Origin of the sequence: Jidongwangia harbinensis (assembly GCF_020216025.1) — a bacterium.
GTDB classification, from domain to species: Bacteria; Actinomycetota; Actinomycetes; order Mycobacteriales; family Micromonosporaceae; genus Actinoplanes; species Actinoplanes harbinensis.
The window spans coordinates 1-22699 of record NZ_JAIWNC010000019.1 but is presented as its reverse complement, the minus strand read 5'-3'; the positions used below and the strand labels follow the sequence as shown (position 1 = coordinate 22699).

Sequence of the window (22699 nt, the reverse complement as noted above, 5' to 3'; positions counted from 1 at the left end):
ACCGCGGTGCGGCTACGAGCCGAAGTCCAGGGCGGTCGCGACCTCCCCCGACTCGGTCAGCCCGAACCTCCGCATCCGGTCGGCGACGGCCGTGTCCCCGGCGTCCTCCCGCAGATCTGCCACGGAATTCAGCGCACCGGTGTTACCGCGGTCGACCGCCCGCCGGTACAGCGCCTCGGCACCGGCGGCGTCCCCGGCCCGTTTCCGCCGCTTCGCCAGGCGTTGCAGGGCGCCGGTGTCGCCGCGGTCGATGGCCTGCCGGTACAGCCCTTCGGCGCCGGCGAGGTCACCGCCGTGCTCGCGCATCTCGGCCAGGCGGTGCAGGGCGCTGGTGTCACCACGGTCGGCGGCCTGCCAGTACAGCGCCTCGGCACCGGCGGCGTCCCCGGCCTCCTTCCGCAGCCCGGCCAGGTCGTGCAGCGCGCTGGTGTCGCCGAGTTCGGCCATCCGCCGGTACACCGCCTCGGCACCGGCGATGTCCCCGGCCAGGAGACGCAGCGCGGCCCGGTGCCGCAGCGCGCCGCTGTCGCCACGGTCGGCGGCCTGCCGGTACACCGCTTGAGCCCCGGCGGTGTCCCCGGCCCGCATCCGCAGCGCGGCCAGCCTGGGCAGCGCGAGGAGATCGCCGTGGTCGGCGGCCTGCCAGTACAGCGCCTCGGCGCCGGCGATGTCCCCGGCCCGCTCCCGCAGCGCGGCCAGCAGCCGCGGTGCGTCCAGGCGCCGCAGCGCCCCGGCGTCGCCGCGGTCGACGGCCTGCCGGTACAGCCCTTCGGCGCCGGCGATGTCCCCGGCCCGCTCCCGCAGCTTGGCCAGGTAGTACCACGCGCGGGTGTCACCGCGGTCCACGGCCTGCCGGTACAGCCCTTCGGCGCCGGCCGTGTCCCAGGCCCGTTCCCGCAGCGCGGCCAGGTCGTACAGCGCGCGGATGTCACCGCGGTCCACGCCCTGCCGGTACAGCTCCTCGGCGCCGGCGATGTCCCAGGCGCGTTCCCGCAGGGCGCCCAGGAGCCGCAGCGCACCGGCATCGCCGCGGTCGGCGGCAAGCTTGTAGAGCTGGGTGGCGCGTCCGTACCGGCCGCGGCGCTCGGCCTGTTGGCCGAACGCGGTGAGCAAGGTGGCGTCGGTGACGGCGGCCGCGACCGCCTCCCAGAACGGCGCGGGCGGGTAGACCTCGGCACGGTCGATGCGGCCGGCCTGATCGATCGCGTCGGCCAGCCGCACCACCGCACCGTCGGCCGGGACGCGGACCAGCGGTCCGGGAATCCCGTGCTGGGTACGGCCGAGCCCCTCGACGACGTGGTCGAACCAGCCCGCACCGTGCACCCGAAGCAGCTCGGTGTGGTCCACCTCGGACAGGTAGACGCGGGCGGCCGCCCGCAGCAGCGGGCCGGGCAGGTGGACGGGATGTCCGAGGCGGCGCAGGTCGATCGCCGCGTCCAGCACCGCCCGCGCACCGGCCGGCGCGGTCCGGTACCGGAGCAACAGCTCCGGCACGCCGGCCAGGTACTGGGCGACCCGACCCGCCTCCGCCTCGGCCACCGCGAGCGCCAACCGCCGATCATGGGCGGCGGCGGCCCGCACGCCGGCGAGGTCCGCGCCGGTGAACGCGGACGGCACGGTGACCTCGGTGCCGACCAGCAGCTGACGGGCCTGGGCGTGCGGATCGGGCCGCCCGTCCGGCGGCGTGGCGGTGAGCTGGGCCCGGAACCCGGGCCACAGCGTGGCCAGGATCAGCACTGGCGCGCGCCCCTCGTCGGCCAGCAGCGTGCGGAGCCCGGCGGCGACCCGCTCACCTACCTCCGGGTCGGCGGTGGCCAGGTAGTGGTGCGCGTCATTGATCCACACCACGGTGTACGGGCGCACCTCGGCCAGCGACTCCAGCAACGCGTCCGGACGGGACGGGTCGAGGGGATGCCACAGCCGCCAGCGCCTCGGCAACTTCCGCACCGCCTCGCGACAGGCGCGGGTCTTGCCCGTGGAGGAGTCACCGACGAGGGTCACCATCCGGCTCGCGCCGCCCGCCGCCTGCCGCACCACCGCCGCCAGGCGCTCGTCGTGGGCCCGGGGCACGTAGCTGGTCTGGTCCGGCAACGTCACCCCCGGCACGTCCACCGGATCATGGACCTCCAACTGCGCGGCGGTCAGGTCCCGCACCCGCCGGCCCAGCCGCCCCCGTCGGCGGCGTCGGGGTCGATGCTGCGCGACGACCACGGCGACGACGATGGCAACGAGAACCGTCAGGACCGTCCAGAGCACCCGGCCGTCGATGTCCGGCAGGTGGCTACCCGCCATCTCGGTCGCGAGACCGATCGCGATCCCGGCCACCGTGGCGAGGACCGCCAGTCCCGCGGCCCGGCCCCGGCGCTGCTCGCGGCGCTCCTCCGACATGCGTCGATGCTCCCAGCCCCGGGCGGCGCTGCGAAGTGGTGCGGCGCCATCATGCCCACACCCGGGACGAACGCCGGCCCGGTTCTCCCGGGAGGACGGCGGGTACCAGCATCGCGCCGCTTCCGCGGTGGTGGATTTGTAGAGTGCTGCCGAGATTTGCGTCGTCGGTTGGGCCGACACCAGCGAGCAAGTCGCCGACCACGCATATTTTCCATCGGACCAGAACGACTACACCCGCCCGGGGCCTGATCGACGCTGCAAGTCCCGTGCATTTCCGTGCTAGACCTCTCGGACGGTCGATCCGTTTCTCACTCCGGCCGAATGCACGACGGTCCGCACCGAATACCGTCGACACTACGACGCCATCAGCTTCTGCTTCCGCGACACCTCCCCGGACGGTTTCTACTTCATGCATGACAACGAATCCTGACGACGGGCCGGTCGATGCCGGGACCTTCCCCCTGACGTAGGGCGGGCCTGGCCGGCGACTCGGGGGAACGCCGAACAGCGGCCGAACCGGCGCGGTGCTGGGTAGCCCCAACACCACGCCGCGTCCCGATTAGGGCAAGTGAGAACTCGCGTAGCGGGGTCCTCCGCGAGGTGTAGTGCCAGTCAACCAGCCGCACAATCCTTGCGACCACGAGGGAAATGTGCCAGTCGGGCCGGCCACGCTCACACAGCGCCATGGCCGCAAACGAATTGCCGATGGCCTAAATCGGGAAAGCCAAGGCGAACCGAGCAGAAGCTTTCAGGCGAAGGAGGGACTCTTAGAATATCAAACTGGATTCTTCTTTATCGCTAGAACGTCGAAAAAGAAGATGTCGCCCGCTCTCGAACCGTTGATTCGCCAAGTCGTGGATGCATCACCCGACGAGTCGAGATTACTCGAAATGGAACCGCGCCGCGACCTCTCGGCGACATGAAGTATCGTCCCGGAGGGCGGGAAGAAGGTTATCACGAAATCCGTAACTGTCGCGTCATTGCCCGAGGGTTCATGCCGCAGGGACCATTTCAATGTATCCCGACCTCTGACCCGCAAGGGCCTCCAAAAGCCAGGCACCCTGTACTCTACTACCCAGCGACACGGGGCCTTCAGAACCGGTCGAAACAACGCAGCGACTCGCACCCAGCGATCAGCTCGCAGCGGTATGAGCTCTACGCTTGTCCCGAATGGCGAAAGCACCTCTCCCGCAAAGCGCATATTTTCGATATCCGGAGCGTTCGGCTCATTCGAGACAAAGGGATAGAAAGATCGGTACCTCAGCGGCCCTTCCGGGATGGTGACTACTTCGCACCGGACCTTGTCGCCCGCATCCGAAGATCCGATATGAATATTTAGATTGAATTCTTCACTGAAGGACGCGTCGCTCGCTTCCATAACATACTGCAGTGCTTCCCGAAGTGACTCCCTCTCGCGGGCTACCTTTGCTTTCAACGACAGCCTATCTCGCGCTACTCTTCCGATAAGTAAAGCAATTGACGAGAGGAAAACTGCCGCGAGGACGATCCTGCCGACGCCGGTTGCGACCAACTGGGCAACGCCGGAGGACAGCGCCAAACCGATCGAGAAAAACAACCAAGCCGTCCTGAATCGATCATCCTCATTCAAGGCTCCCCCAGAACGATCACGCCTCCGCCGAGCTGCCCTATCGGTACCAGCATTATGCGCTTTCGTATCGCACAACGAGTGTCTGGACGTCGCCCCAAGACTGCTAGGGAGCATCTCTCGGATCATGGCTTGGTCCATCGCAGAATCCCGGCGAGGGTGAGGGACGTCTGGTAGTGCACGGGTCGCGTCCACCGAAGTGGTGTATGACCTGCGGTTCCAGGTATGAGAGGCGGCCACCGCTGATCCTTCGGGATGGATTGAAGATCACGAAGGAGGACTCTGCGATGGCCGCAGAAGAGAGTCTGAACGTCGCCGGGTTGCTGCGCGAGCATCTGGAATCGGCGAGCCCTGATGTCCTGCGGGCGATGGTGAAGACCTTCGCTGACGTGCTGATGTCGGCCGAGGTCGACGCGGTGTGCGGGGCTGGGTACGGCGAACGCAGCGACGAGCGCACCAACTCGCGTAACGGCTACCGGGCTCGGGAGTGGGACACCCGGGCCGGCACGGTCGAGCTGGCGATCCCGAAACTACGGACCGGCAGCACCTTTTCGGACTGGTTGCTGCAGCACCGCCGCCGCGCCGAGCAGGCCCTCGTCAGCGTGGTCGCCACCTCGTATCTGCTCGGGGTGTCGACCCGGCGGGTGGAGAAACTGGTTGAGCGGTTGGGCGTCAAACAACTGTCGAAAAGCCAGGTCTCGGAGATGGCCCGGCACCTCGACGCGCAGCTGCTCGCCCGGCCCGCCGCGACGGTCATGACGGTCAGCTCGGGCCTGGCCTACGTGCCGCTGCCAGCGACCCCGACCTACAACGCCACCAAGGCCGCGGTCCACTCCTTCACCGAAAGCCTGCGCGTGCAGCTCGCCACGAGCAACATCCAGGTGATCGAGCTGGTCCCGCCGGCCACCCGGACCACCCTGATGAACCAGCAGAACTCCGACGCGGCCATGCCCCTCGAGGACTTCCTCGACGAGGTGATGAGCCTGCTCGAGACGGACGGAAAGGCCGAGCAGATCCTGGTCGAGCGGGTCAAGTGGCAGCGCAACGCCGAGGCCGAGGGCCGCTACGCCGACGTCCTGGGCGTGCTCAGCGGCCGGTACCGCTGATCCGTGGCGCGTACACCTCTGCGCTCCGGTGCCGACCCGGTGACCCGCTTTCCGACCACCGGCGACCGCCCGGCTCGCGATCTGGCCTGCGCCGCGGGCACGCGGGCGCGGTCCGCCAACGATTGACCTCCGGGCCCGCTCGAGGCCGCGAGCGCAGCCGGCGCTCGCGGCCTGCGACAATCCTGACCATGGGCAGTCAACGCGCGACCGGCGACATCGATGCGCGGGTCTCCCTCGCACAGGACCACACGACCACCCCGGAGACCCTCTTCGAGCTCGCCTCCGACCCGTCACCTCAGGTCCGGGTGGCGGTTGCGGCCCGCGCCGATGTGCAGACGCAGACGCTGCGGCATCTCGCGCGCGACCGTGACCGCGCCGTCCGCGAGACGGTCGCGCAGAATCCCGCCGTCTCCCAGGGCGACCTGCTGCGCCTCCTCGGCGACACGGATCGACGGGTGCGCTGGGCGGTCGCGACCAATCCGGCGTGCGACGCCCGCGTACGCCGGGTGATGTCGACCGCACCGGACAAGGAGCTGCGCGGCCTGCTGGCGGAGATGCCGGCGCTGGAGCCCGAGTTGGCAGCGGCCCTCACCGAGGACGCCTCCCCGGAGGTCCGGTCGCGGCTCGCCAGTCACACCAGCGACCCGGACGCCATCTCCGCCCTGCTGCAAGACCGGACCCTTCGCGTACGCAGAGGGCTTGCCGTCAACCGGCGGACCACCCCCGAGCAGCGGCACACCCTGGCCCAGGACTCGTCGCCCGAGGTGCGCGCCACGCTGGTTCAGGCGGTGGAGTTGACCGAGACCGACCTCCGCTCGCTGCTCGACGACCGCTCGGCGGACGTACGGCGTGCGATGGCGACCTCCTCGATCGTCCCGCCGCACATCCGCCAGGAGCTGGAGAAGGACGCCGACGAGACGGTGGCGGCGGAGGCCCGCCGCGCCGCGACCTCCTCCCGCGTGGCGGCCGAGCCGAGGCCGCGAGCCGGCGGCCGCCGGCCGGTCGGCAGGCGTTTCCCGGGCCGGACCCGCTGACGCTGGTTCAGGTGACCGGGCAGGGACGCCAGATCAGGTCGGTGGTGCTGGACTCCAGGCTGACGAAGCTGGTCGTCGCCGCCGGGTCCGAGGTGCCGGCGCTGACGCGTACCTCGGTACTGAAGTTGTCGTTGCGCAGTTCCCCGCACGGATGCCAGATCAGCGCTTCGGGCGCGTGGACGGCGCCGGCGGTCCAGGGTCCGTCGAACGGACCGGCGAGCCGGTGGGCCCGATATGTCGTTTGGGATTGACCGGCGAAGTAGGTGTGCCAGCGCGCCGCCCCGGTCGCGCCCGCCGCCAGCGTGCCGCTACCACTCAGGCGGCTGGCGGAGAACGCGAACGTGAAGCCCGCCGGCGGCTCCAGGACCACGTTGAGTTCGCAGTTCTTGCGGGCATCCGCCGGCCGGAGCGGCGTCCCGACGCCGGCCCGGTACTCGGGGCCGAAGGTCACGGTGAACGCCGAGTTGTCCTCCGAAACGCTCGCCGTCATCAGCGCCGGAGCGGTGCAGCCGCTGCCGTTGGTCGTCACCACCGTGACCTTGAGGCGCTCTGCCGGAATCGACGGATCATCCGCCGGCCGTCCGGCCAGAGGCGCCACCAGCAGCGACGCCAGGAGACCGCCGACGGTGAGTGCTCCTACCATGCCACTCCCCCAAGCATTGACAGACATCTAAGTATGGAGGCTACGGAAGTTCGGCCGGATGCGACACCTCGTCCACATGCGACGGAGCGGACGGACTCCCGGCCACACCTCCGGCGAGGGGCAGCGGCGGGGATCGCCCTTCGCTAGGGTGCCGGGGTGTTTTCGCCTGGATGGCCGCCCGGCGGCCCGTGGATGATCGCGTCAACCTCGGTCGAGGTCGACGCGTGGGTGGCGGCGTCGGCGGTGGTGGCGTCGTCGTCCGTACGGATGGCGCTGGTGGCCCTCGATCCGCCGCCGGACGGGTTCTCGGCCGGCGGCGTGGCGACGTCTGTCGTGATGCACTCGCCGGGGAAGACCGGGGTGCGCGACGCCGCCGTGCTGGTGCGAGGGCTCGCCGCCTCGCACGATCTGGTGCTGGTGGTGGCGTCGACCGGGCTTCTGGTGCCGATCGGCCGCGGCGGCTGGTCCCTCGCCGACCTCGCGGCGCGCACCCGCGGCGGTGCGGTCGTGGTGACCGGCCCGGGTGCCGACCCGGTCAACCACACCACGCTCGCGCTCGCCGCGCTGGGCGGGCTCACCGTCCCGACGACGGTCGTGGTGGTCGGCGACCTCGACGAGGCGGCCCTGCCGGTCACGCCGGCCGGTCGCATCCCCGGGGACCGGCCCGACGACCCGGACAGAGAGACGGCGGCGTCGTGGTTCACGCCGGCGCTGCGGGCCACGGGCGCGCCCGGCCCCGAGCCCCGGCCGGAACCGAGCAGGGGCCGGCGGATCCTCCTCGGGCTCGTCGCCGTCTTCGTCGTGTTGGTCGTGCTGGCCTGCGGGCTCGGCTGGGTGGAGCACACCACCGAGGCACGGATCGCGGTGACGACGGTCGAGCGGAACACCCCACCACGGATGGCCGGGCCCCTGCCGACGCGCCTGCAGTACTCCGGGCCGGAGAGCGAGGCCGTCGCCGAGCACCACGCCCGCGCCCTGGCTCACGCACGCGCCCGCGCCCAGTCGTTGCCGGTACCGTCGCCGGACGACTGCTCCAGGCCGGTGGGCCGGCCGGCCCTCACCCCGCCGGACGCGGCCACCACGGCCCGGGTCGACGCCGCCTGGCGGCGCATCGAGACATGGCTGGCCCGGCACGCGCCGGCGAGCCGGGCGGACCTGCGCCCGCCGGCCGCCACCGAGGCGATCGAGGCCCTCCAGCGGCAGATGGCGGTGGCCTTTCCGCCCGACCTGGTCGCCTCGCTGCGCCGGCACGACGGCGCCGCGGAGGGCGGGGCGGGTGCCATCCTGCCGAGGGCATACGCCCCGGCCGGCCTGCAGCGGATCCTGGCGCAGTGGGGGCTGAGCTGTCGGGCCGCCAAACCCCTGCCGGACCGGGCCTACCAGCCGTGGAGCCGTCACTTCGTGCCGTTCGCGACGACCGCCGCCGGCAGCCAGCTGGTGGTCGACCAGCGACCCGGCGGCCGCGGCCGGGTCGGCGAGACGACCGGCTACGGCGGCACGTTCTTCGGGCAGTGGCCGGCCTCGGTCACCGAACTGCTCGAGGGCACGGCGCGGGCGCTCGAGACCGGCGAGCCGTACCTCGACGGCTACCGCGCCTACCAGCGGACCGGCGGCAGCGTGGACTGGCTCGTCACGCCCCTCGACGTCCCCACCGGACGGTGACCACCCCGTCGATCCCGGACCGGGTCGCCACCGTCGGGTAGCCCCGGCGTCACACAGCTTCGGGGTTCGCGACCCACGCTGTCGCCCCGTCCAGCTCCGCGGCGGGGAAGGCCCGGGCTTCGCCGGGGACCATCCAGCCGAACACGCTCATCGCGTGGCGGATCCAGTCGGCGTCGGAGACGATCGCCATCCGTTCCCAGGCGCTGTGGTGCGCGATGCCCGGCCCGATGCCGAACTTCAGATCCTCCCAGAACGCCCCGGGCTGGAACCAGCCGAAGTCGTTCTCGATGACGAGGACGAGACGCACCTTCCGACCACTGTCCAGCATGGCTTTGGTGGGTGGGAGGAACACGCCGAGGTACTCCTCCCGGCTCACCGGGCCGGCGAACCGGAACCCGAGAACACCGTCCGGCAGATCGGCCAACTCCTCGATCATGGCGTCATGCCCCGGCGGACTTGGCGTCCTGCTCGATCTCGGTGGTGTCGGCGGTCAGCCGCCGGGCCTCCACCTTGGCCGCCCGCTCCATCGCCCGTTCCACCTTGGCGCCCATGTCGGAGACGGCGATGACCACCAGGCCGGCGTCTCCGGTGTCGAAATGCTCACCGAGTTCCTGGAGATCCCGCCGGCTCATCCCGGCCGCTGCGTGGCCGGCCAGCGACCCGAGAACGGCTCCGCCGGCAGTGGTCGCCGCCAGCAGGCCGCCGCCGATCGCGGCGAACGGGAACAGCGCCACGATCAGGCCGGTGGCGAGACCGAACCCGCCGCCCAGCACCCCGCCCACCCGGGTCGGCGTCTCGTGCTTCTTGACTATCTTGGTCTTCCCGCCCGGTCGACGCTCGAGAACCGCGGCGTCGTACGCGTCGATCAGACCCACCTTGCGGTGCAGATCCTTCACCAGGTCGTAGTCCGCCTCCGCGGCGGCAACGCTGGGATACACACCGACGTAGACCATGAACGTGTCGACAGCCATCGTCATCTCTCCCTGTCGGAGTCGTTTGCCTACGATGCCGGGACGGCCCGCCGGGTGTGCCTCCTTCCCCGCGGATGAGCTTCTGCGGTCCGGTCGGCGTCCTACCCACGCTCTGCGGCAGCCACCCGACGCAGAGCAAGCCCGATCAGGACGAACACCACGCCCAGCCCGGCTGCGAGCGCGGCGACACCGAAGGCCACGACCGAGGTGAACAACGATGCCTGCAGGAAGGACGCGTCCATCACCGAGTCGCGGTTCGGGTCGTCCCGCGGCAACTCGGCGTACGTCTTCCCGCCCGCCATCTCACCGGCGTGCTTCGCGATCACGTCGGCCTGGGCGTACGCCTCCCACGGCTGCGTGACGTGCTGTCCCGCGAAGTACTCGGCGTCGTCCGACACGGTGATGTTCTGGTCGGCCAGGGTGGCGCTGACGACGCCGTAGGTGATCACGCCGGCCACGACGAGAACCGCACCGGCGATCATCACCAACAACCCGAGGATGGGAACCGCGCCTGCCCGGCGCTCACTGCGTGCCATGGCTCCAGGTTTCCGACGGGAGCGCCGGCCGTCATCATCCACGTCGAGTGAGAAGACGGTGGGCGGCTCCCCTTCCACGCGGGTGTGCCGGTGAGCCGGCGCCGAGGGCGCACGGCGAACCTCCGTCGCTCGTCCTTGGCGGCGATCGAGAAGAACAGCGCGAACAGGGAGAACGTCACGACGCCCATGGTGTGGGCGACCTCCGCCGAGTAGGACCGTTCGGCCCACCCGATGACGCTCCGACGACGATCCCGACGGTCGCCAGCCAGACCATCATGCCGCGGGTGAGGATCGGCTGTTCCGGCCGCCGGCCAAACCCCTACTGGAACCGGTCGGCAAGCGCGGTGAGCTTGGAGACATACGCGGGCCAGTCGTAGCCGTCGGGAACGTTGGAGCTTCCCCGCTGCCAGCCGATCGACCCGTCGTGCTGCTCGCGCATGATGTCGGCCTGGCCCGCGTGGCGGGTGAGGTCGTAGATCACGTGGACGATGATGCGTTGCAGGGTCACGTCCTGCCCGCCGGGCCGCCACCACGGCACCCGCCCGGGCGCGTCGAGCGGTAGCTGCTCGATCGTCTGGTCCGCGAAGGCCCCGACGCGACGGTAGAGGTCGATCAGCCCGTCCTTCGTCTCGTCCTCTCGCGCATACCAGTCCGCCTGCGGGTCCTCGTCGAACGCGGCCGTCGGGACCAGGTCCTCGGGCGTCGGGAACTCACGCCCGAAGGTGGGGCCGAAGTAGCCGGCCTCGATATTGAGGCAGTGCTTCACGACTCCGAGCAGATTGTTGCCGGTCGACGTGCGGGGCAGCCGGGCATCGCGTTCGCTCAGCCCGTCGAGCTTCCAGATCAGGTCCTCGCGAGTCGCCTGAAGGTAGTGGTGCAGCACGGTCTTCGGATCACCCATGTCAGCCATGCCCGCCAGCCTGCCGCATACGGCCGAACAGTTCAGCCCGCGCCTCGGCCCGCCGAACGCCCCGCCGCCCAGGTACCTGCTCGTCCCCGGACCGCCGGCTCCAACTCTTCAAGCGGGAAGACCACAGCGACGACGATGGCTCACCCGGATCTGCCCGCGGCAAGGCGCGTTTCCTGACCGTTGACTCCATGGGCCGGCGAACATTACCCAGGCCTCGCAGAACCAGCTCGGATCGCCGGAAGTTTGCCCGGTAGCGGCGGCCGATGCACCACAGCAGCATCTCGCTCGAGAAGACGAGAAGGCGCTCGTCGAACCGTGATCACGATCCTCGGCTGGAGTACGAGCGGGCGAGCTCGTCCTCGACGAACGTGGGCTTGGCCAGCGTGAACGCCGGGATCGCCGCCACGAGGGCGACGGCGAGCAGAAACAGCAGAGGCAGGGTCCACCCGCCGCTCACGTCGTGCAGCAGCCCGACGAGCAGGGGACCGAGCGCGCCGAGCGCGTACGCGATCCCCTGGGCGAATCCGCTCAGCGCGATGGTGCCGCCCTGGGTTCGGGTGCGTAGGTTGATGAGAACGAGGCTGACCGGGAACAGGATCGACCCCGAGCCGATGAGCAGTACCCAGAGCAGTGTGAGTGTCGCGGGCGCCAGCAGCAGGCCGAGGTAGCCGAGCACGAAGCTGGCGATGCCGGCGGCGATCAGTCGGCTGACATCGCGCAGCCGTGCGACGAGCAGAGGCGCGATGAGCGCGATGGGCGCGCTGATGATGCCGGTGACGGCGAGCAGCACGCCGGCTTCGGCCGGTGTCGAGCCGGCGATGTCGCCGAGGATCTCGGGCAGCCAGGCGAAACACGCGTAGGTAAGGATCGTGCTGGTCGAAAACACGACGGTGATCGACAGGGCCACGCGGGACCGCCACAGTCGCGTGATGATGGTGGTGGGCGGGGACTCGACGGCGTCGGCATCTGAGAGTCGTCGGCGGCGCTCCCGCGTGATGATGACGAGCCACGGAACGAGCGCGACCACCGCGGTCACCGCCCAGATGCCGAGCGAGAACCGCCATCCGACCTGCTCGGCGACCGGGGCGGCGACCGCGGCCGGCAGGGCCGTGCTCACGCCCAGGATGCAGACGTAGACGGCGGTCAGCGACGCTGTCCGGTCGGGGAAGTAGCGCCGCACGATCGGCGGCAACAGCACATTGCCGATGCCCGTGCCGGCAAGCGCGACGACGCTGCCGACCAGCAGCACCACCTAGCCCGGAGCGGCCGCGCGCACGAGATGGCCGAAGGTCATGAGCAGCAGCGCCAGCACGATGCCGCCGTGCAGGCCGATGCCGCGGGCGATGCGCGGCGCGACGACCCCCGACACCGCCAGCAGGATCGGTGGCAACGTGCCGAGCAGCCCCGCGCCGATGTCCGAGATCGGGACGTCCACCCGGATGTTGTCGAGGATCGGCGACATCACCGCAACCGTCTGGCGCAGGGTGAGCGCGACGAGCACGATGCCCAGTAGCGCTGCCACGCGCCCCGCCCACAGGGTAAGGGGCTTATCCGCCGACATTCCCTTACTCTAGTGCTCCAGCAGAGACCGTGATCATCACAATTCGCTGAGCGCGCCTGGAAGGCGGGATGGCTGTTCAGTCCCGCACCATCCCCCGCGCGGAACGCTTCCGCCGCCCACGATCGGGGCTCCGCCGATCAGGGGTATTTCGCGCGGACGGCGCACTGCTCCAATACGTAGGCTTGGAGGCTCCGGCCGGTGTCTCGAAGCTGGTAGCTGCGGTAGCGGACGGAGTCGCGGCCGAGCCTGCGCTGGTCAGGCAGCAGAGCCGCGACGACATCCTGCACCGCGTGGAGGAGTTCCAGCGCATTGCCCCGATCGGCCACAGGAAGCTGCAGCGTGGCGCGGTGTGTGGCCCGGTAGCGTTCCTGTACCGCCAGGAGCGCGTCGCGCAGGCCCGCTGCCAGTTCCCCGTCGCGGAACGCCTCGACACTCGCCCGGATCACCGGTTCCTCGATGACACCCGAGTCCTCGGCCACAAGCCGGGCCAGGAAACCGTCGATCGCCCGCAGCTTGTCCGCGGTCGGCACGGCCAGCACCTGCTGGACAAAGGGATCGCCCAACGCCGGGTGACCGGCCCCGTGCTCCGGGACGAGGTCCTCCGGAACCTTCTTCAGCACAGCGCCGACGAGCTCGCGTTGCGGCAGGTCGGCCGGCAGCCGGACCCCGGTCACCCGCTCCGCCAGCACCAGCCCTGCCACGTACGACTCGAAGATCTCGCCGCCGAACCGCAGATCGGCCATCTCCGCGTCCAGGATGTGCGGGTCCGCACCATACGGCGACTGTGGGTCCAGCATGTCGAAGCCGACGACGGTACGGCCACCGGTCGCATAACTGAACGCGTTGGTTGCGTTGACGTTCCAGTACACACTCACCGCCGCCCCGCCGACCGCAGCACGGCGCAGCACCTCGGGCCGGCTGCCCTGGTAGCCGTTGGGCTCAATACCCACACACCAGCCACCCAGGTCAGCGACCAGCAGCGCTGCCGGCACCCTGCTGTAGTGGAAACCGGCCAGCGTCTCGAACAGCTCCGCCTGCGGCATCGTCGCCGAAGGATCCCCGCCGAACGCCGTGATCAGCGCTGCTTCATCGAGACCCTTGGCGTACGTGAAGCACAACGCTACCGAGTCCCACCCCTGCGCCGACAACAGCCGCTCATAGTGCTCCTCCACCCACTCACCGTATCCGAGACACCGCCATGACCAGCGGTTTCTTCACCCTCGGGACGATCACCGTCGCTGGCCCGCGGAACGCGGAAGCCGCCCAGCAGATCCCAGGCAGGTTCCGCCCGCGCGCGGAGGCCGGCTGATTCTGTACGGCATACGCCCGGACCGTGGTCTGCTCGACGGTGTTCCCGGCCCGGTCGGCGGCAGTGGCGCGCAGCGACACGTAGCCGCCGCCGGCCGGGTGGTGGAGTTTGGCCACCCACCGACCCGCGTCGGGCTCCACTGTGACCCACTGCCAGCTCTTGCCGTCGTCGAAGGACGCCTCCACCGTCAATGCGGCCACCTGCGGTGCCGCCGCGGCGCCGTTCTGCTCGGCAAAGACGCCGAAGGTGAACGGCCCGGCCGGCGCCCGGTTCAGGTCGTCGAGCGCCATGTCGTAGCGGACGGCGAGCAGCGGCAGCGGCGTCACACCTGCGGCGTTCTGCGAGGCGAAGGTCCACGAGGTGCGCTGCTCGGCGGACAGCCCGGACCAGGGTGCGTCCCGGGTCGACTCCGTGGTCAGCTCATATCGCGCGGGCTTCGGGCCTACCTCGAAGGCGCCGAATCCGGTGCGGTCGCTCGTCCCGAGCACCGAGCCGTCCGCGCCGGACAGCACGGTGCGTCCGGTGGTGTACGGGTAGTCCTCGAAGGACAGCGCCGTCCTGCCGCCCCGGCCCACGCCGCCGTCCGAGTACATCGGGACCTGAATCCACAGGAGGTCGCCCTCCCGCTCGGCGGCCGAGCGGTTGCCGAACGTGGGACCCAGCGGCGCCCGGCCGAAAGACACGTCGAACGCCCCGGCAGCCGGGAAACGCTGCCCGGGCAGGGCGAAGAAGTCACCGCCCGGCGTAGCGGCGCAGTCCGAAGGCAGAACCTCGCCGTTGAGCTGCCAGGCTACGTCCGTGCCGGGGGTGAAATACGCCCGGTAGGAGCCGGGTACGGCACCCAACGTGACCGAGCCGCCGAGGCCGACCGGTAGGCCCGGAACCCGGCCGCTCACCCCGAAGCGCCCGCAACCGGGGCGGTCCAGGCCGCTGAACCGTACGGTCAGCGCTGCGAGGTCCCGGGTGCGCGCCGCATACGCCGGCCGCCGCGGAATCCCGCCGACCGAGCGGAACGTCACGGCATAGAGGTACCGGCTGACCGGGGCGCCCTGGTCGCTGAACCTCCCGTACACGTCGAGATTCAGTCCGGGGACCGGGCCGGTGGGCTGCACGTACACGCCACCGGAGTAGTCGAAGTCGGCGGCGTACCAGATCTGCTCCCCGGGCGTGCCCATCGTGACCTGCACGGTTCCGCCCAGGAGCCGGGCGCCCGCGCGGTCGACGGCCACGCCGACCGGCACGGTGGTGCGCCCGTCGAGCGCCGTGCGGGTGTTGCCGGCGACCCGCACCCGGCTGCGCGCCGGCATGCTCAGTGAGGTCTCGCCGTCGGGTTCGACGGTCTCGACGAACGCCTGCACGAGGTACGAGCCAGGCGCGACCGCGGCCGTCCCCGCGCCGTCGGTCAGGAACACCACGGTGAGCGCACCGGTGGCCAGGTCGAAGGCGAGCGCGTGGCCGGCGTGGCCGGTGCTGGGCGCCGCACCGGCCCGGTCCCGGACGGACACCGTGAGGGTGGCGGCGTCGGCGGCCGACCGCTTGGCCGCCGACGCGGTGGGCCTGGCGCGTCCTCGCTGCCAGTGCCGGGGATCGGGCTCCGCGGCTGAAACCCGGTCCGCCGGGACGGTGGTCTCGGCGCCGGCCGTGGCCGCCGTAACGACGCCGGTCGCGGCCAGCGCCAGTGCGGCCGCGCCGACGCCTGGCAGGCGGAAGGACCGACCGGTACTGGCGGTCACGGGAGGTCGCCGGACTTGTCGACGATGCCGCCGGCGAGCAGGGCGGTACTGTGCACCGCCGTCCCGGCGGGAACCCCGGTCAGGTCCCGGTACCGGTTCGGGTCGACCAGCACCATGCGGTAACCGAGGAACTTGTGCGTCTCCCGGTCGAAGATCAGTTCGTACCGCATACCGTCGCCGGTCCACGCGGCCGCGGTGCCGGTACGGCTGGCGGCGTCGGTCGCGCTGTCCACCGCCACGACGCCGGGCACCAGCGCCACCGCCCGGAACAGCGCCGCGCGCAGATCCGGTGGCGCCAACGGGTTCGCGACGAGATCCGCTATGAGCTCGGGGATCAGGGTCGCCCCTTGCCGCGTACCGATGCCCGTTGTCTTCTGGCTCAGTGCGTCGAGCAGCTTCTGCGGGTCACGGGGCAGCGTACGCAGGTACTCGTACGAGTTCATCCGCGGTTTCGATCCGCCGGGCGGCTCGAAGGCACTCGGCGGGTGGGCGCAGTCGAACTTCGCCGGCGGTTCGGCGACCTTCCGGGAACATACCGTCGACGTCGCGTCGTCGTCGCCCACGGAAGTCCACGACCGAGCCTGCTCGCGAACGCGCCCCTCGCTGTCGGTCTCGTCGATCAGCACGTCCCGGTAGCCGAACTGGTCCGGGCGCGGCGCGGCGTACGGCTGCGCGGTGACCGCCCGCGCCGCCCGGTCGAGCAATTGCGCCGCCGCCGCGGGCTCGGGCGACAACGGCCCGCCCTGCTTCGGGTCCTGCAGCGCCTCGACCGCCACCAGCCCGGCGACCAGGGCCGCCGACAGCGCGCCGGCCCCGGCAAGCCGCCAGCGCAGTGGGATCCGGGCCCGGCGGGCGCCTCGTACGTTGGCAGCGGCTTCGTCCAGCCGGGCGCGGGCGGCGGCCGCTGCGGCGGGCGCCGGCCCCGACGGCTGCGGGCGCAGACTCGCAACCGCTCTCAACTCGTCCATCTCACTCCTCGTCAAGGGTTTGCAGGGCCGCCCGCACCTTGCGCCGGGCCCGGTTGAGCCGGGAGGCGACGGTGCCGGGCGGGATTCGGAGCGCCGTGGCGACCTCGTCGTAGCTGAGTTCCGCCCACGCCACGAGCAGCAGCACCTCGCGGTCGGCGGCGGACAGCCGGGCCAGCACGCCGGCCAGGCCGGGCCCCAGCCCGCCGCTGAGCCCGTCGGCGACCGGATCCGCATGGCAGCCGCTGACCGGGTCGGTCCCGGCCCGGGCCCAGGTACGCAGGGCCTGCACCTCGGCGCGGCGGTGCCGGCCGATCAGGTTCGCGGCGATGCCGAACAGCCAGGCACGTACCGGCCCGCGATCCGGCCTGTAGCGGTCCCGTCTTCGGAACGCGATCAGGAACGTTTCCGCGGCGATGTCGTCAGCCGCCGCTTCGCCGAGGCGCCGCGCCGCATAGCGGTGCACGTCGGCGAAGTGCCGCTCGAACACGTCGGCGAAGTGCTCCGGCGCCAGCAGCGATCGCTGCACGGCGCCGGCATCGTCGCCGGCACCGGCCGCGCCGGTGTCCAGTCGGATCGTCACGTCTGCACTTCTCCGGCCGGCACCCATTTCTTCACAGCTGTGGCGCCGATCACAGGAAAGGCGTTAGCGGGACTTCAGTTCGCCCGCGCGGATCGGCGTCGCGATCGGAGGGTGAGCAGCATGCCGAGCACTTCCGGGGCCAGCGAACCACCGCTGGCGTCGACTCAGCTCACAGGCGTGGCCAGCCAGAGCGAAGTACCGCTCGGGCTGCCGCCCAGGACCACCATCCGGCGCCCGTCCGGGCTGACCGCGATCGTGGACACGAAGCAGCGAGGACCGCAACCCCAGACAGAGTCGACCTTTCCCGTGCCGACGTGCCATCGCATCAGGTCGTCGTAGGCGGTCGTTCCCGACGCGGCCGATCGTGACGACTGGTACAACACGGTGGCGTCACCCAGCACGGCCAACGGCTCGACCCGGTCGTGTGCGGGACGTGCGACCCTCTGGGAGGCGACCGCAGCACCTCGGGCGGTGTCCCATAGGGTCACCAACCCGTCGTCGCCGGCGAGCGCGATCCGGCTGCCGGAGGCGTTGAATCGGGCGCGGATCGGGTCGCACCCGCAGAACTGCCGTTCAACGCTGAGGCGGTTGTCGGTTACGGTCCAGACGTCGATGCTGTTCTCTCGGCCGGGTGGGTGTCCGGGAAAGCCCATCAACCTGGTCGGCGACCCGGCCTCCCAGAAGTACCTCGGCCACTCGTCCCCGGGCAGTTCACCCCGCGCCACAGATCGGCCCGACCGCGCGTCGGTCACCGCCAGCGAGTCGCCGAACTCCGCCAGCCTCGTCCCGTCGGAGTCCATGAACAGGCCGCTTACCTCGGCGAGGCCGATGGTACGACGGCGGACGGTCGATCCATCCGCGGCCAGCACGGTGATCGAACCCGAGGTGTTCACCCCGATGAGAGCACCGGCCTCGTCGGAGACGAGGTCGAGTACGGCGTTGTCGGTGCTCATGAGCAGCGCCGGCTGATCCGGTGCTTCGGGCTGCACGCTGTAGACATCGCCGTCCGCCGCAAGAACGATCTTGGTGCCGGCCCAGATGATCCGCTGGACGCTACCCGACGGTGGCCATGCCTTCAGGAAGGGCTGGAACTCGTATCTCGCCTCCGTGGTCGGCGTAGGCGATGGCGTCGGTGCCGCCGGAGTGCAGGCGGTGAGCGTACAGAACAGCGTGACCGCAACGCCGCATCTGCGGCGTCGCTTGGTTTTCATCGTCACCATCATCCTGAGGCGTCCTTGAGCCGGCCTGACGGAACACCGACGAAGCGAGGCGGTGGCGGCTCCTGCCGGTAGGCGTAAAGACTCTTGTACGTATCGGTTAGTCCTGTGCTGCGGACCGGCTCCGGCCCGATGCCCACCGTCACGACACGCGATGTGCCGGCGTCCGTCACGGTGAGGTCGAGGCGCCACTCGTAGAAGCGGGTCGCCACGGCCGAAACCGTGACCACGATCGGCTCGCCGCGAGCAAGACTGATGAACTTCGCACGGGAATAGCGTTCGCCGAGCCCGCCGTCCGGGTTGATGACACGCGCATAGGGCTCCGGGCTGTCGAGGTCGAATCCCACCTGCGCGGTTGGCGACTCGCCCTCTGCTGGGGCATACACAAGAGTGCCTTCGTACGGAGCCCGGCGACTTTCCACCCGCGCCCTGATCTCCGTGATCGTCACCGGGTCGGTGTGCCTGCCACGGAGCACCGCCTTCAGCCTGGTGATCGTCCGGCCGGGCACGTCGTCGCCGTCCGGCGCCGCGATGCGGATCGGGCGGTACGGCGCGATCGTGTTCTCCAGGTGTTCGAAGGCGCCAACGCTGACGGGAGCGGCGGACAGCGATCGCGCGGAGGCGTCCGACAGCGTTCCGGCTAGGGCGTAGGTGTAGCCGTCGCTGTCGTCATAGTCGTACGCCACCGTTGCCTGGACGGGGGGTCCGCTGTCCGCCTGACGCCGCTGCTCGCTCTGAACGGCCTGCTGTGACCGCACCTCCTGGCCGGGCGCGATGATCCACGTCACCGCGACCGGAACCAGCGCGAGCACCAGGCCCCCCGCAACAGCGGCGCGATGGTCGACAACGTTCTTCCACAGTCGGCGTGTTCGCGTCCGCCAAGTATCGGGAGGTGTCATGGCGTCAGCCGACCTCGTGCTGGCCGGGCCTCGCTTGGCGGACTTTGGCCGGCGACGGCGCGGGCTCATCCGGAACTCACCTTCCACATTGGGTCGTGTGAACGGCGGAGCAAACGTCGAGGAGATGGTAGTGCCGCCGCCGTCGCACAGTGGATCGGATGATCGGCGGGAGTGGAGGGTTCAAACGCGAGGTGTCAGATTTCGTCAGACCGCGATTGGGCTCTGCTGACCCGATCGCTGCGCGCCGTACTGTCTGCGGCCAGACAAGGGCACGGTTGGCGGCACCGTGCGCCCATGCTGCAACACTCGGTACCGCACCGCAGGAATCGCCTACCGCAAAACCTTCGACGTCACCCTCACCATCTGCGCACCGGCAGACCCGAAACCTTGCAATCGCTGGCAATAGATTGAGCGCACTTCAACCTCGGTAGACCGGGTTTCGGACAAAGGAATCTTGGACCCTATGGCCAGCCGGTGAATCAATCACCTTTTCCTCTTGGCATGATCGAGTGCACTCAGCTCGGCAGTTGAGCATGCGCCGAGGAACGAGGTGAGCCCCGGTACCGCTTGGGTTGTCCAAGACGCGGCTCGGATGGCCACCCCTGGCGGAGCTGCGCGCACCTGCGCTGGCTGCGGACGAGCATGCGGCATTACCGGGAAGGCCGGCGGGCAATGCGGGCCAGACGGTGGGGCAGCCGCTCGCCGGGGCTCGGCAGCGGCGGATAGGTTCCCACCATGAATGATCTTGACAGGACGCGGGCGTCGTACGACACGGTGGCCGCCAGCTACTCGGCGCTGGCCGACGGTGATCTGGTGCGGCAGCCGGTCGAGCGGGCCATGCTGACCTTGTTCGCGGAGTTGGCGTCCGGCCCGGCCCTCGACGCGGGATGCGGGCCGGGGCACGTGACCGCGTATCTGCACCAGCAGGGCCTGGAGGTGTCCGGGGTCGATCTGTCGCCGGGCATGGTGGCGCAGGCCCGGTCCAACCATCCGGGGCTGCGGTTCGATGTCGGATCGATGACCGCGCTCGATCACCCGGACGGCAGCCTGGGAGGGCTGATCGCGTACCTGTCGATCATCCACATCCCGGACGCGGAGCTCCCGGCGGTGCTGGGCGGGTTCCACCAGGTACTGACCGCCGGCGCGCCGCTGCTGCTGGCGTTCCAAGTCGGCGACGGGCCCAAACCGATTGCCGAGGCGTGGGGGCATGAGGTCGACCTGACGCTGTACCGGCGGCGTCCGGAGACGGTCGCCGCGATGCTCACCGGCGCCGGGTTCCGCATGGTGCTGAACGCCGTCTTCGACGTGGAGGAGCGCCCGGGCATGGTGGTGGCGTTCCTCATCGCTCGCAAACTCGGCTGAGCACCGGCGCCGGCGAGGCGGCGGCGCCGACCGGCGCGCGGTCGGCGGGAGATCCGGACACCGTTACGCCACCTCGCGGGGCCCCCGGTCGATCCTTCGCCGCCCCCAGCTCGACAGGTCGAGCTCACCGTCACGGTCCGCCAGGTGCAACGGCTTCGAACGGCACGTACGGGGCGCCGCGGATACACGCCGAACTCGCTGACGCCGACCTCAAGCATGGCCGTGAACGCATCGCCCGCCGCATGCAAGCTGCCGGGATCCGCGGCAGCAATCCCCGCCGTCGGCAGGTCACCGGCCTTCTGCCCGGCCGATCTCGATGTCTTTGGTCATCGAGATGTGTCCGCAGGCCAGTAACTTTGTCCTAGGCAGAGGTTTGTGCGTCGATGTGCGCCCGGGCCGAGGCTGGGATTGTCCGGATGGCAGATTCCCGGGTTCAGCGGTTGTCGCCACTGCCTTTCAGCACGCCGCGGTCGTGGCGGCTGGCCAACTTGGCCAGATTGGTCGTCGCGATGTCGTCGAGCGACAGGTCGAGGTAATCGGCGAGCGCCGCGACGTACCAGAGCACGTCGCCAAGTTCTTTGGTGATGTCGCCGCGATCGATCAGAGACTCGTCGCTATTGAGGTCACGGATCCACTTCTTGAACTTCTCGGCGATCTCACCGGATTCGCCAACGAGTCCGAGGACCAGGTGGAGCAGCTCGTTCCTCTCGTCGCGTGGAGCAGCGGTTCGTACGGCTCCGCGCTGGTACTCGTCCAGGTCCATGACGGACCATTATTGCCAACCCTTCCTGCGACCTGAGCGCGGCGCGGCAGCCCTGGGCCGGCCATCGCTGTCCACCGTCGGCCGAGGACCTGTACGTCACGCTGTACGAGGTTGGTGAGCACATCGCTGGCGGAGCTGCGATCACCCCGCCCACCTCTGAGGAAGTCGAGCGTTCTTCGAGATCTCGCCCATTCCCTCGGCCGACGGTGCAACGCATACTGCGACCACATCTGAGTAGCAACTGGCAGACGACAACAGCGGCAGCTCAGTGAACTCTGTGGTCGTTGCCGGCGTCCCCGCGACCCCGGGTGACGCCGATCCGAGACATTGCCTCAGACATCGGCACCACGCGGCGGGACGCCGCGCTGATGTCCTTGCCTTCTCTCGTCCACAGCGGGGGAAACACGTCGATAGCGTGGTCGAGTTGGCACGTTTCCGTCTCGTGCACCCATCCCGGCCATCGCAAATGCTGGTAGAACGCCGTCGTCCCGCCGCCGATCATGGCAGCAAGCCAGCCGCCGTAACCCAGCTCGCAGTTCTCCCAGCGCAACGTATCCGGGGCGAGGTACCAGATCGTCGGTCCACCTGCAGCGTTCACCCGCCATGCGAACTGACCACCCAGGACATCCCGGGCCACCACAACGGCGCCGGCAAAGTCGTTAATCTCGCCGAGACTGGCGAGCCGGTACTCCTCGTTGCCCGACCCCAGAACCCGCAGCCACCCGTGATCGAGCACTAGGCCACCGCTGCGATGCACCACGGCACCGAGCCACGACCGCGTTGTCACCTGCACACGCAATAGCTCCTCGTCGGCACGCTGAGAGTCAACGGCGAGTACGACGACCGGATACGGAGCCCCAGCGACAGCAGCCTCGACCTCGGGCCACGCGGAATCCTGCGACTCGACCAGCTCGCTCAGTGAACGCACAGCGGCACCTTACCGACCGCAGACTCCGGCGCCCTCGCGCACGCTTCGCGGCAGATGAGGATGCCAAAATCTATCGAGCTGATCACGGGGAACTCCGGCGCGTGACCCCGACCGATGTCCGAAATTTGCAGTCTCGAGGGTGGTCGATGTTTCAGTTCGAGTTCGAGCTTCGGCCTAACGCTGAGGTGCCGCCGTGGGGCGGCGACAAGCTGACGCTGCACTGGTTTGGGTTGACCAGCGGCTGGTACTGGATAAGAGGTCAGAACTGCGAGTTCCTGCGCTATCGCGACGAGGCCGTCCGCCACTGGAATCTCGAGCGGAGGCATCCCGATTACTACGTCGCCCGCCTGTGGGAGGACGTCATCGGGCTGCGTTGGGCGCTGCAAGAGCCTGTGCCTGAGGACTTGGTCCCGTTTGTCGATGGGACCTTTCTGCCCCGCGGGTTCCCGGATGAAGACGACGTCGGTGACGACGTGGACGCTGCCTTTGAGATCCAGAGCGACTACGCCTTGGATCTCGGCTA

Annotated in this window: 23 protein-coding genes; 6 read left to right on the top strand and 17 right to left on the bottom strand. The window is 70.0% G+C overall.

Annotated elements, in window-relative coordinates; all coding sequences use genetic code 11:
• Nucleotides 1-12 precede the first annotated feature (12 nt).
• Nucleotides 13-2388, bottom strand: a complete 2376-nt coding sequence (locus tag LDL48_RS23010; protein ID WP_225257276.1) for a hypothetical protein — start codon at nucleotides 2386-2388, stop codon at nucleotides 13-15.
• A gap of 775 nt (nucleotides 2389-3163) precedes the next feature.
• Nucleotides 3164-3997, bottom strand: a complete 834-nt coding sequence (locus tag LDL48_RS23005; protein ID WP_225257275.1) for a hypothetical protein — start codon at nucleotides 3995-3997, stop codon at nucleotides 3164-3166.
• Between the two features lie 284 nt (nucleotides 3998-4281).
• Here LDL48_RS23005 and LDL48_RS23000 point away from each other — a divergent pair, with 284 nt between their 5' ends.
• Together LDL48_RS23000 and LDL48_RS22995 are read left to right on the top strand one after the other, a co-directional pair.
• Nucleotides 4282-5100 carry an SDR family NAD(P)-dependent oxidoreductase gene (locus tag LDL48_RS23000; protein ID WP_225257274.1) on the top strand — a complete coding sequence of 273 codons (819 nt, stop codon included), beginning with the start codon at nucleotides 4282-4284 and terminating at the stop codon, nucleotides 5098-5100.
• 188 nt (nucleotides 5101-5288) lie between these two features.
• Entirely contained in the window at nucleotides 5289-6134 is an 846-nt protein-coding gene (locus tag LDL48_RS22995; RefSeq protein ID WP_225257273.1) for a hypothetical protein, read from the top strand.
• A 7-nt stretch (nucleotides 6135-6141) separates the two neighbouring features.
• On the opposite strand, the gene LDL48_RS22990 is transcribed toward LDL48_RS22995, so the two are convergent.
• Nucleotides 6142-6777 carry a DUF4360 domain-containing protein gene (locus LDL48_RS22990; RefSeq protein ID WP_225257272.1) on the bottom strand — a complete coding sequence of 212 codons (636 nt, stop codon included), beginning with the start codon at nucleotides 6775-6777 and terminating at the stop codon, nucleotides 6142-6144.
• A 192-nt stretch (nucleotides 6778-6969) separates the two neighbouring features.
• On the opposite strand from LDL48_RS22990, the gene LDL48_RS22985 reads away from it, so the two are divergent.
• Nucleotides 6970-8439, top strand: coding sequence for an SMI1/KNR4 family protein (locus LDL48_RS22985; protein WP_225257271.1), 1470 nt, complete (start codon nucleotides 6970-6972; stop codon nucleotides 8437-8439).
• A 49-nt stretch (nucleotides 8440-8488) separates the two neighbouring features.
• On the opposite strand, the gene LDL48_RS22980 is transcribed toward LDL48_RS22985, so the two are convergent.
• The 12 genes from LDL48_RS22980 to LDL48_RS22925 form a co-directional block, all read right to left on the bottom strand.
• Nucleotides 8489-8875 carry a SpoIIAA family protein gene (locus LDL48_RS22980; protein ID WP_225257270.1) on the bottom strand — a complete coding sequence of 129 codons (387 nt, stop codon included), beginning with the start codon at nucleotides 8873-8875 and terminating at the stop codon, nucleotides 8489-8491.
• Between the two features lie 4 nt (nucleotides 8876-8879).
• Complete coding sequence (locus LDL48_RS22975; protein ID WP_225257269.1) at nucleotides 8880-9410, bottom strand: hypothetical protein; 531 nt, start codon at nucleotides 9408-9410, stop codon at nucleotides 8880-8882.
• 101 nt (nucleotides 9411-9511) lie between these two features.
• Nucleotides 9512-9946 (bottom strand): aromatic ring-opening dioxygenase LigA, encoded by a 435-nt coding sequence (locus LDL48_RS22970; RefSeq protein WP_225257268.1) that lies wholly within the window; start codon nucleotides 9944-9946, stop codon nucleotides 9512-9514.
• A 319-nt stretch (nucleotides 9947-10265) separates the two neighbouring features.
• Nucleotides 10266-10856 (bottom strand): DinB family protein, encoded by a 591-nt coding sequence (locus tag LDL48_RS22965; protein WP_225257267.1) that lies wholly within the window; start codon nucleotides 10854-10856, stop codon nucleotides 10266-10268.
• 319 nt (nucleotides 10857-11175) lie between these two features.
• Entirely contained in the window at nucleotides 11176-12108 is a 933-nt protein-coding gene (locus LDL48_RS22960) for an MFS transporter (protein ID WP_225257266.1), read from the bottom strand.
• Nucleotides 12109-12417, bottom strand: coding sequence for a hypothetical protein (locus LDL48_RS22955; protein ID WP_225257265.1), 309 nt, complete (start codon nucleotides 12415-12417; stop codon nucleotides 12109-12111).
• A 137-nt stretch (nucleotides 12418-12554) separates the two neighbouring features.
• Nucleotides 12555-13565: a DUF6461 domain-containing protein gene (locus LDL48_RS22950; protein WP_225257264.1), complete on the bottom strand. Its 1011-nt coding sequence runs from the start codon at nucleotides 13563-13565 to the stop codon at nucleotides 12555-12557.
• A gap of 28 nt (nucleotides 13566-13593) precedes the next feature.
• Nucleotides 13594-15459 carry a hypothetical protein gene (locus LDL48_RS22945; RefSeq protein ID WP_225257263.1) on the bottom strand — a complete coding sequence of 622 codons (1866 nt, stop codon included), beginning with the start codon at nucleotides 15457-15459 and terminating at the stop codon, nucleotides 13594-13596.
• Nucleotides 15456-16427 (bottom strand): CU044_5270 family protein, encoded by a 972-nt coding sequence (locus LDL48_RS22940; protein ID WP_225257262.1) that lies wholly within the window; start codon nucleotides 16425-16427, stop codon nucleotides 15456-15458. The genes LDL48_RS22945 and LDL48_RS22940 overlap by 4 nt, the downstream gene beginning before the upstream one ends.
• A gap of 1 nt (nucleotide 16428) precedes the next feature.
• Nucleotides 16429-17007, bottom strand: a complete 579-nt coding sequence (locus LDL48_RS22935) for an RNA polymerase sigma factor (protein WP_225257261.1) — start codon at nucleotides 17005-17007, stop codon at nucleotides 16429-16431.
• Nucleotides 17008-17171: 164 nt separating this feature from the next.
• Nucleotides 17172-18230 carry a WD40 repeat domain-containing protein gene (locus tag LDL48_RS22930; protein WP_225257260.1) on the bottom strand — a complete coding sequence of 353 codons (1059 nt, stop codon included), beginning with the start codon at nucleotides 18228-18230 and terminating at the stop codon, nucleotides 17172-17174.
• Nucleotides 18227-19036, bottom strand: a complete 810-nt coding sequence (locus tag LDL48_RS22925; RefSeq protein WP_225257259.1) for a hypothetical protein — start codon at nucleotides 19034-19036, stop codon at nucleotides 18227-18229. The genes LDL48_RS22930 and LDL48_RS22925 overlap by 4 nt, the downstream gene beginning before the upstream one ends.
• A gap of 822 nt (nucleotides 19037-19858) precedes the next feature.
• On the opposite strand from LDL48_RS22925, the gene LDL48_RS22920 reads away from it, so the two are divergent.
• Both LDL48_RS22920 and LDL48_RS45105 read left to right on the top strand, forming a co-directional pair.
• Nucleotides 19859-20485, top strand: coding sequence for a class I SAM-dependent DNA methyltransferase (locus LDL48_RS22920; protein WP_225257258.1), 627 nt, complete (start codon nucleotides 19859-19861; stop codon nucleotides 20483-20485).
• The gene (locus tag LDL48_RS45105) at nucleotides 20482-20850 is read left to right on the top strand and encodes an IS3 family transposase (RefSeq protein ID WP_372472189.1); all 369 of its coding nucleotides are present in this window, start codon (nucleotides 20482-20484) and stop codon (nucleotides 20848-20850) included. The genes LDL48_RS22920 and LDL48_RS45105 overlap by 4 nt, the downstream gene beginning before the upstream one ends.
• Before the next feature lie 68 nt (nucleotides 20851-20918).
• Here LDL48_RS45105 and LDL48_RS22910 read toward each other — a convergent pair whose 3' ends face one another.
• Together LDL48_RS22910 and LDL48_RS22905 are read right to left on the bottom strand one after the other, a co-directional pair.
• Nucleotides 20919-21248 carry a nucleoside triphosphate pyrophosphohydrolase family protein gene (locus LDL48_RS22910; RefSeq protein ID WP_225257257.1) on the bottom strand — a complete coding sequence of 110 codons (330 nt, stop codon included), beginning with the start codon at nucleotides 21246-21248 and terminating at the stop codon, nucleotides 20919-20921.
• A gap of 265 nt (nucleotides 21249-21513) precedes the next feature.
• Nucleotides 21514-22176 (bottom strand): DUF2625 family protein, encoded by a 663-nt coding sequence (locus LDL48_RS22905; protein ID WP_225257256.1) that lies wholly within the window; start codon nucleotides 22174-22176, stop codon nucleotides 21514-21516.
• Nucleotides 22177-22322: 146 nt separating this feature from the next.
• Between LDL48_RS22905 and LDL48_RS22900 the strand changes: the two genes are divergently transcribed.
• On the top strand, nucleotides 22323-22699 hold a 377-nt coding region (locus LDL48_RS22900), incomplete at its 3' end, for a DUF5984 family protein (protein WP_225257255.1).

Coding starts and splice junctions, on each gene's coding strand:
- LDL48_RS23010 (WP_225257276.1), bottom strand. CDS start 2,388: ATGTCGGAGGAGCGCCGCGAGCAGCGCCGGGGCCGGGCCGCGGGACTG.
- LDL48_RS23000 (WP_225257274.1), top strand. CDS start 4,282: ATGGCCGCAGAAGAGAGTCTGAACGTCGCCGGGTTGCTGCGCGAGCAT.
- LDL48_RS22995 (WP_225257273.1), top strand. CDS start 5,289: ATGGGCAGTCAACGCGCGACCGGCGACATCGATGCGCGGGTCTCCCTC.
- LDL48_RS22990 (WP_225257272.1), bottom strand. CDS start 6,777: ATGGTAGGAGCACTCACCGTCGGCGGTCTCCTGGCGTCGCTGCTGGTG.
- LDL48_RS22985 (WP_225257271.1), top strand. CDS start 6,970: ATGATCGCGTCAACCTCGGTCGAGGTCGACGCGTGGGTGGCGGCGTCG.
- LDL48_RS22980 (WP_225257270.1), bottom strand. CDS start 8,875: ATGATCGAGGAGTTGGCCGATCTGCCGGACGGTGTTCTCGGGTTCCGG.
- LDL48_RS22975 (WP_225257269.1), bottom strand. CDS start 9,410: ATGGCTGTCGACACGTTCATGGTCTACGTCGGTGTGTATCCCAGCGTT.
- LDL48_RS22970 (WP_225257268.1), bottom strand. CDS start 9,946: ATGGCACGCAGTGAGCGCCGGGCAGGCGCGGTTCCCATCCTCGGGTTG.
- LDL48_RS22965 (WP_225257267.1), bottom strand. CDS start 10,856: ATGGCTGACATGGGTGATCCGAAGACCGTGCTGCACCACTACCTTCAG.
- LDL48_RS22955 (WP_225257265.1), bottom strand. CDS start 12,417: ATGTCGGCGGATAAGCCCCTTACCCTGTGGGCGGGGCGCGTGGCAGCG.
- LDL48_RS22940 (WP_225257262.1), bottom strand. CDS start 16,427: ATGGACGAGTTGAGAGCGGTTGCGAGTCTGCGCCCGCAGCCGTCGGGG.
- LDL48_RS22930 (WP_225257260.1), bottom strand. CDS start 18,230: ATGATGGTGACGATGAAAACCAAGCGACGCCGCAGATGCGGCGTTGCG.
- LDL48_RS22920 (WP_225257258.1), top strand. CDS start 19,859: ATGAATGATCTTGACAGGACGCGGGCGTCGTACGACACGGTGGCCGCC.
- LDL48_RS22910 (WP_225257257.1), bottom strand. CDS start 21,248: ATGGACCTGGACGAGTACCAGCGCGGAGCCGTACGAACCGCTGCTCCA.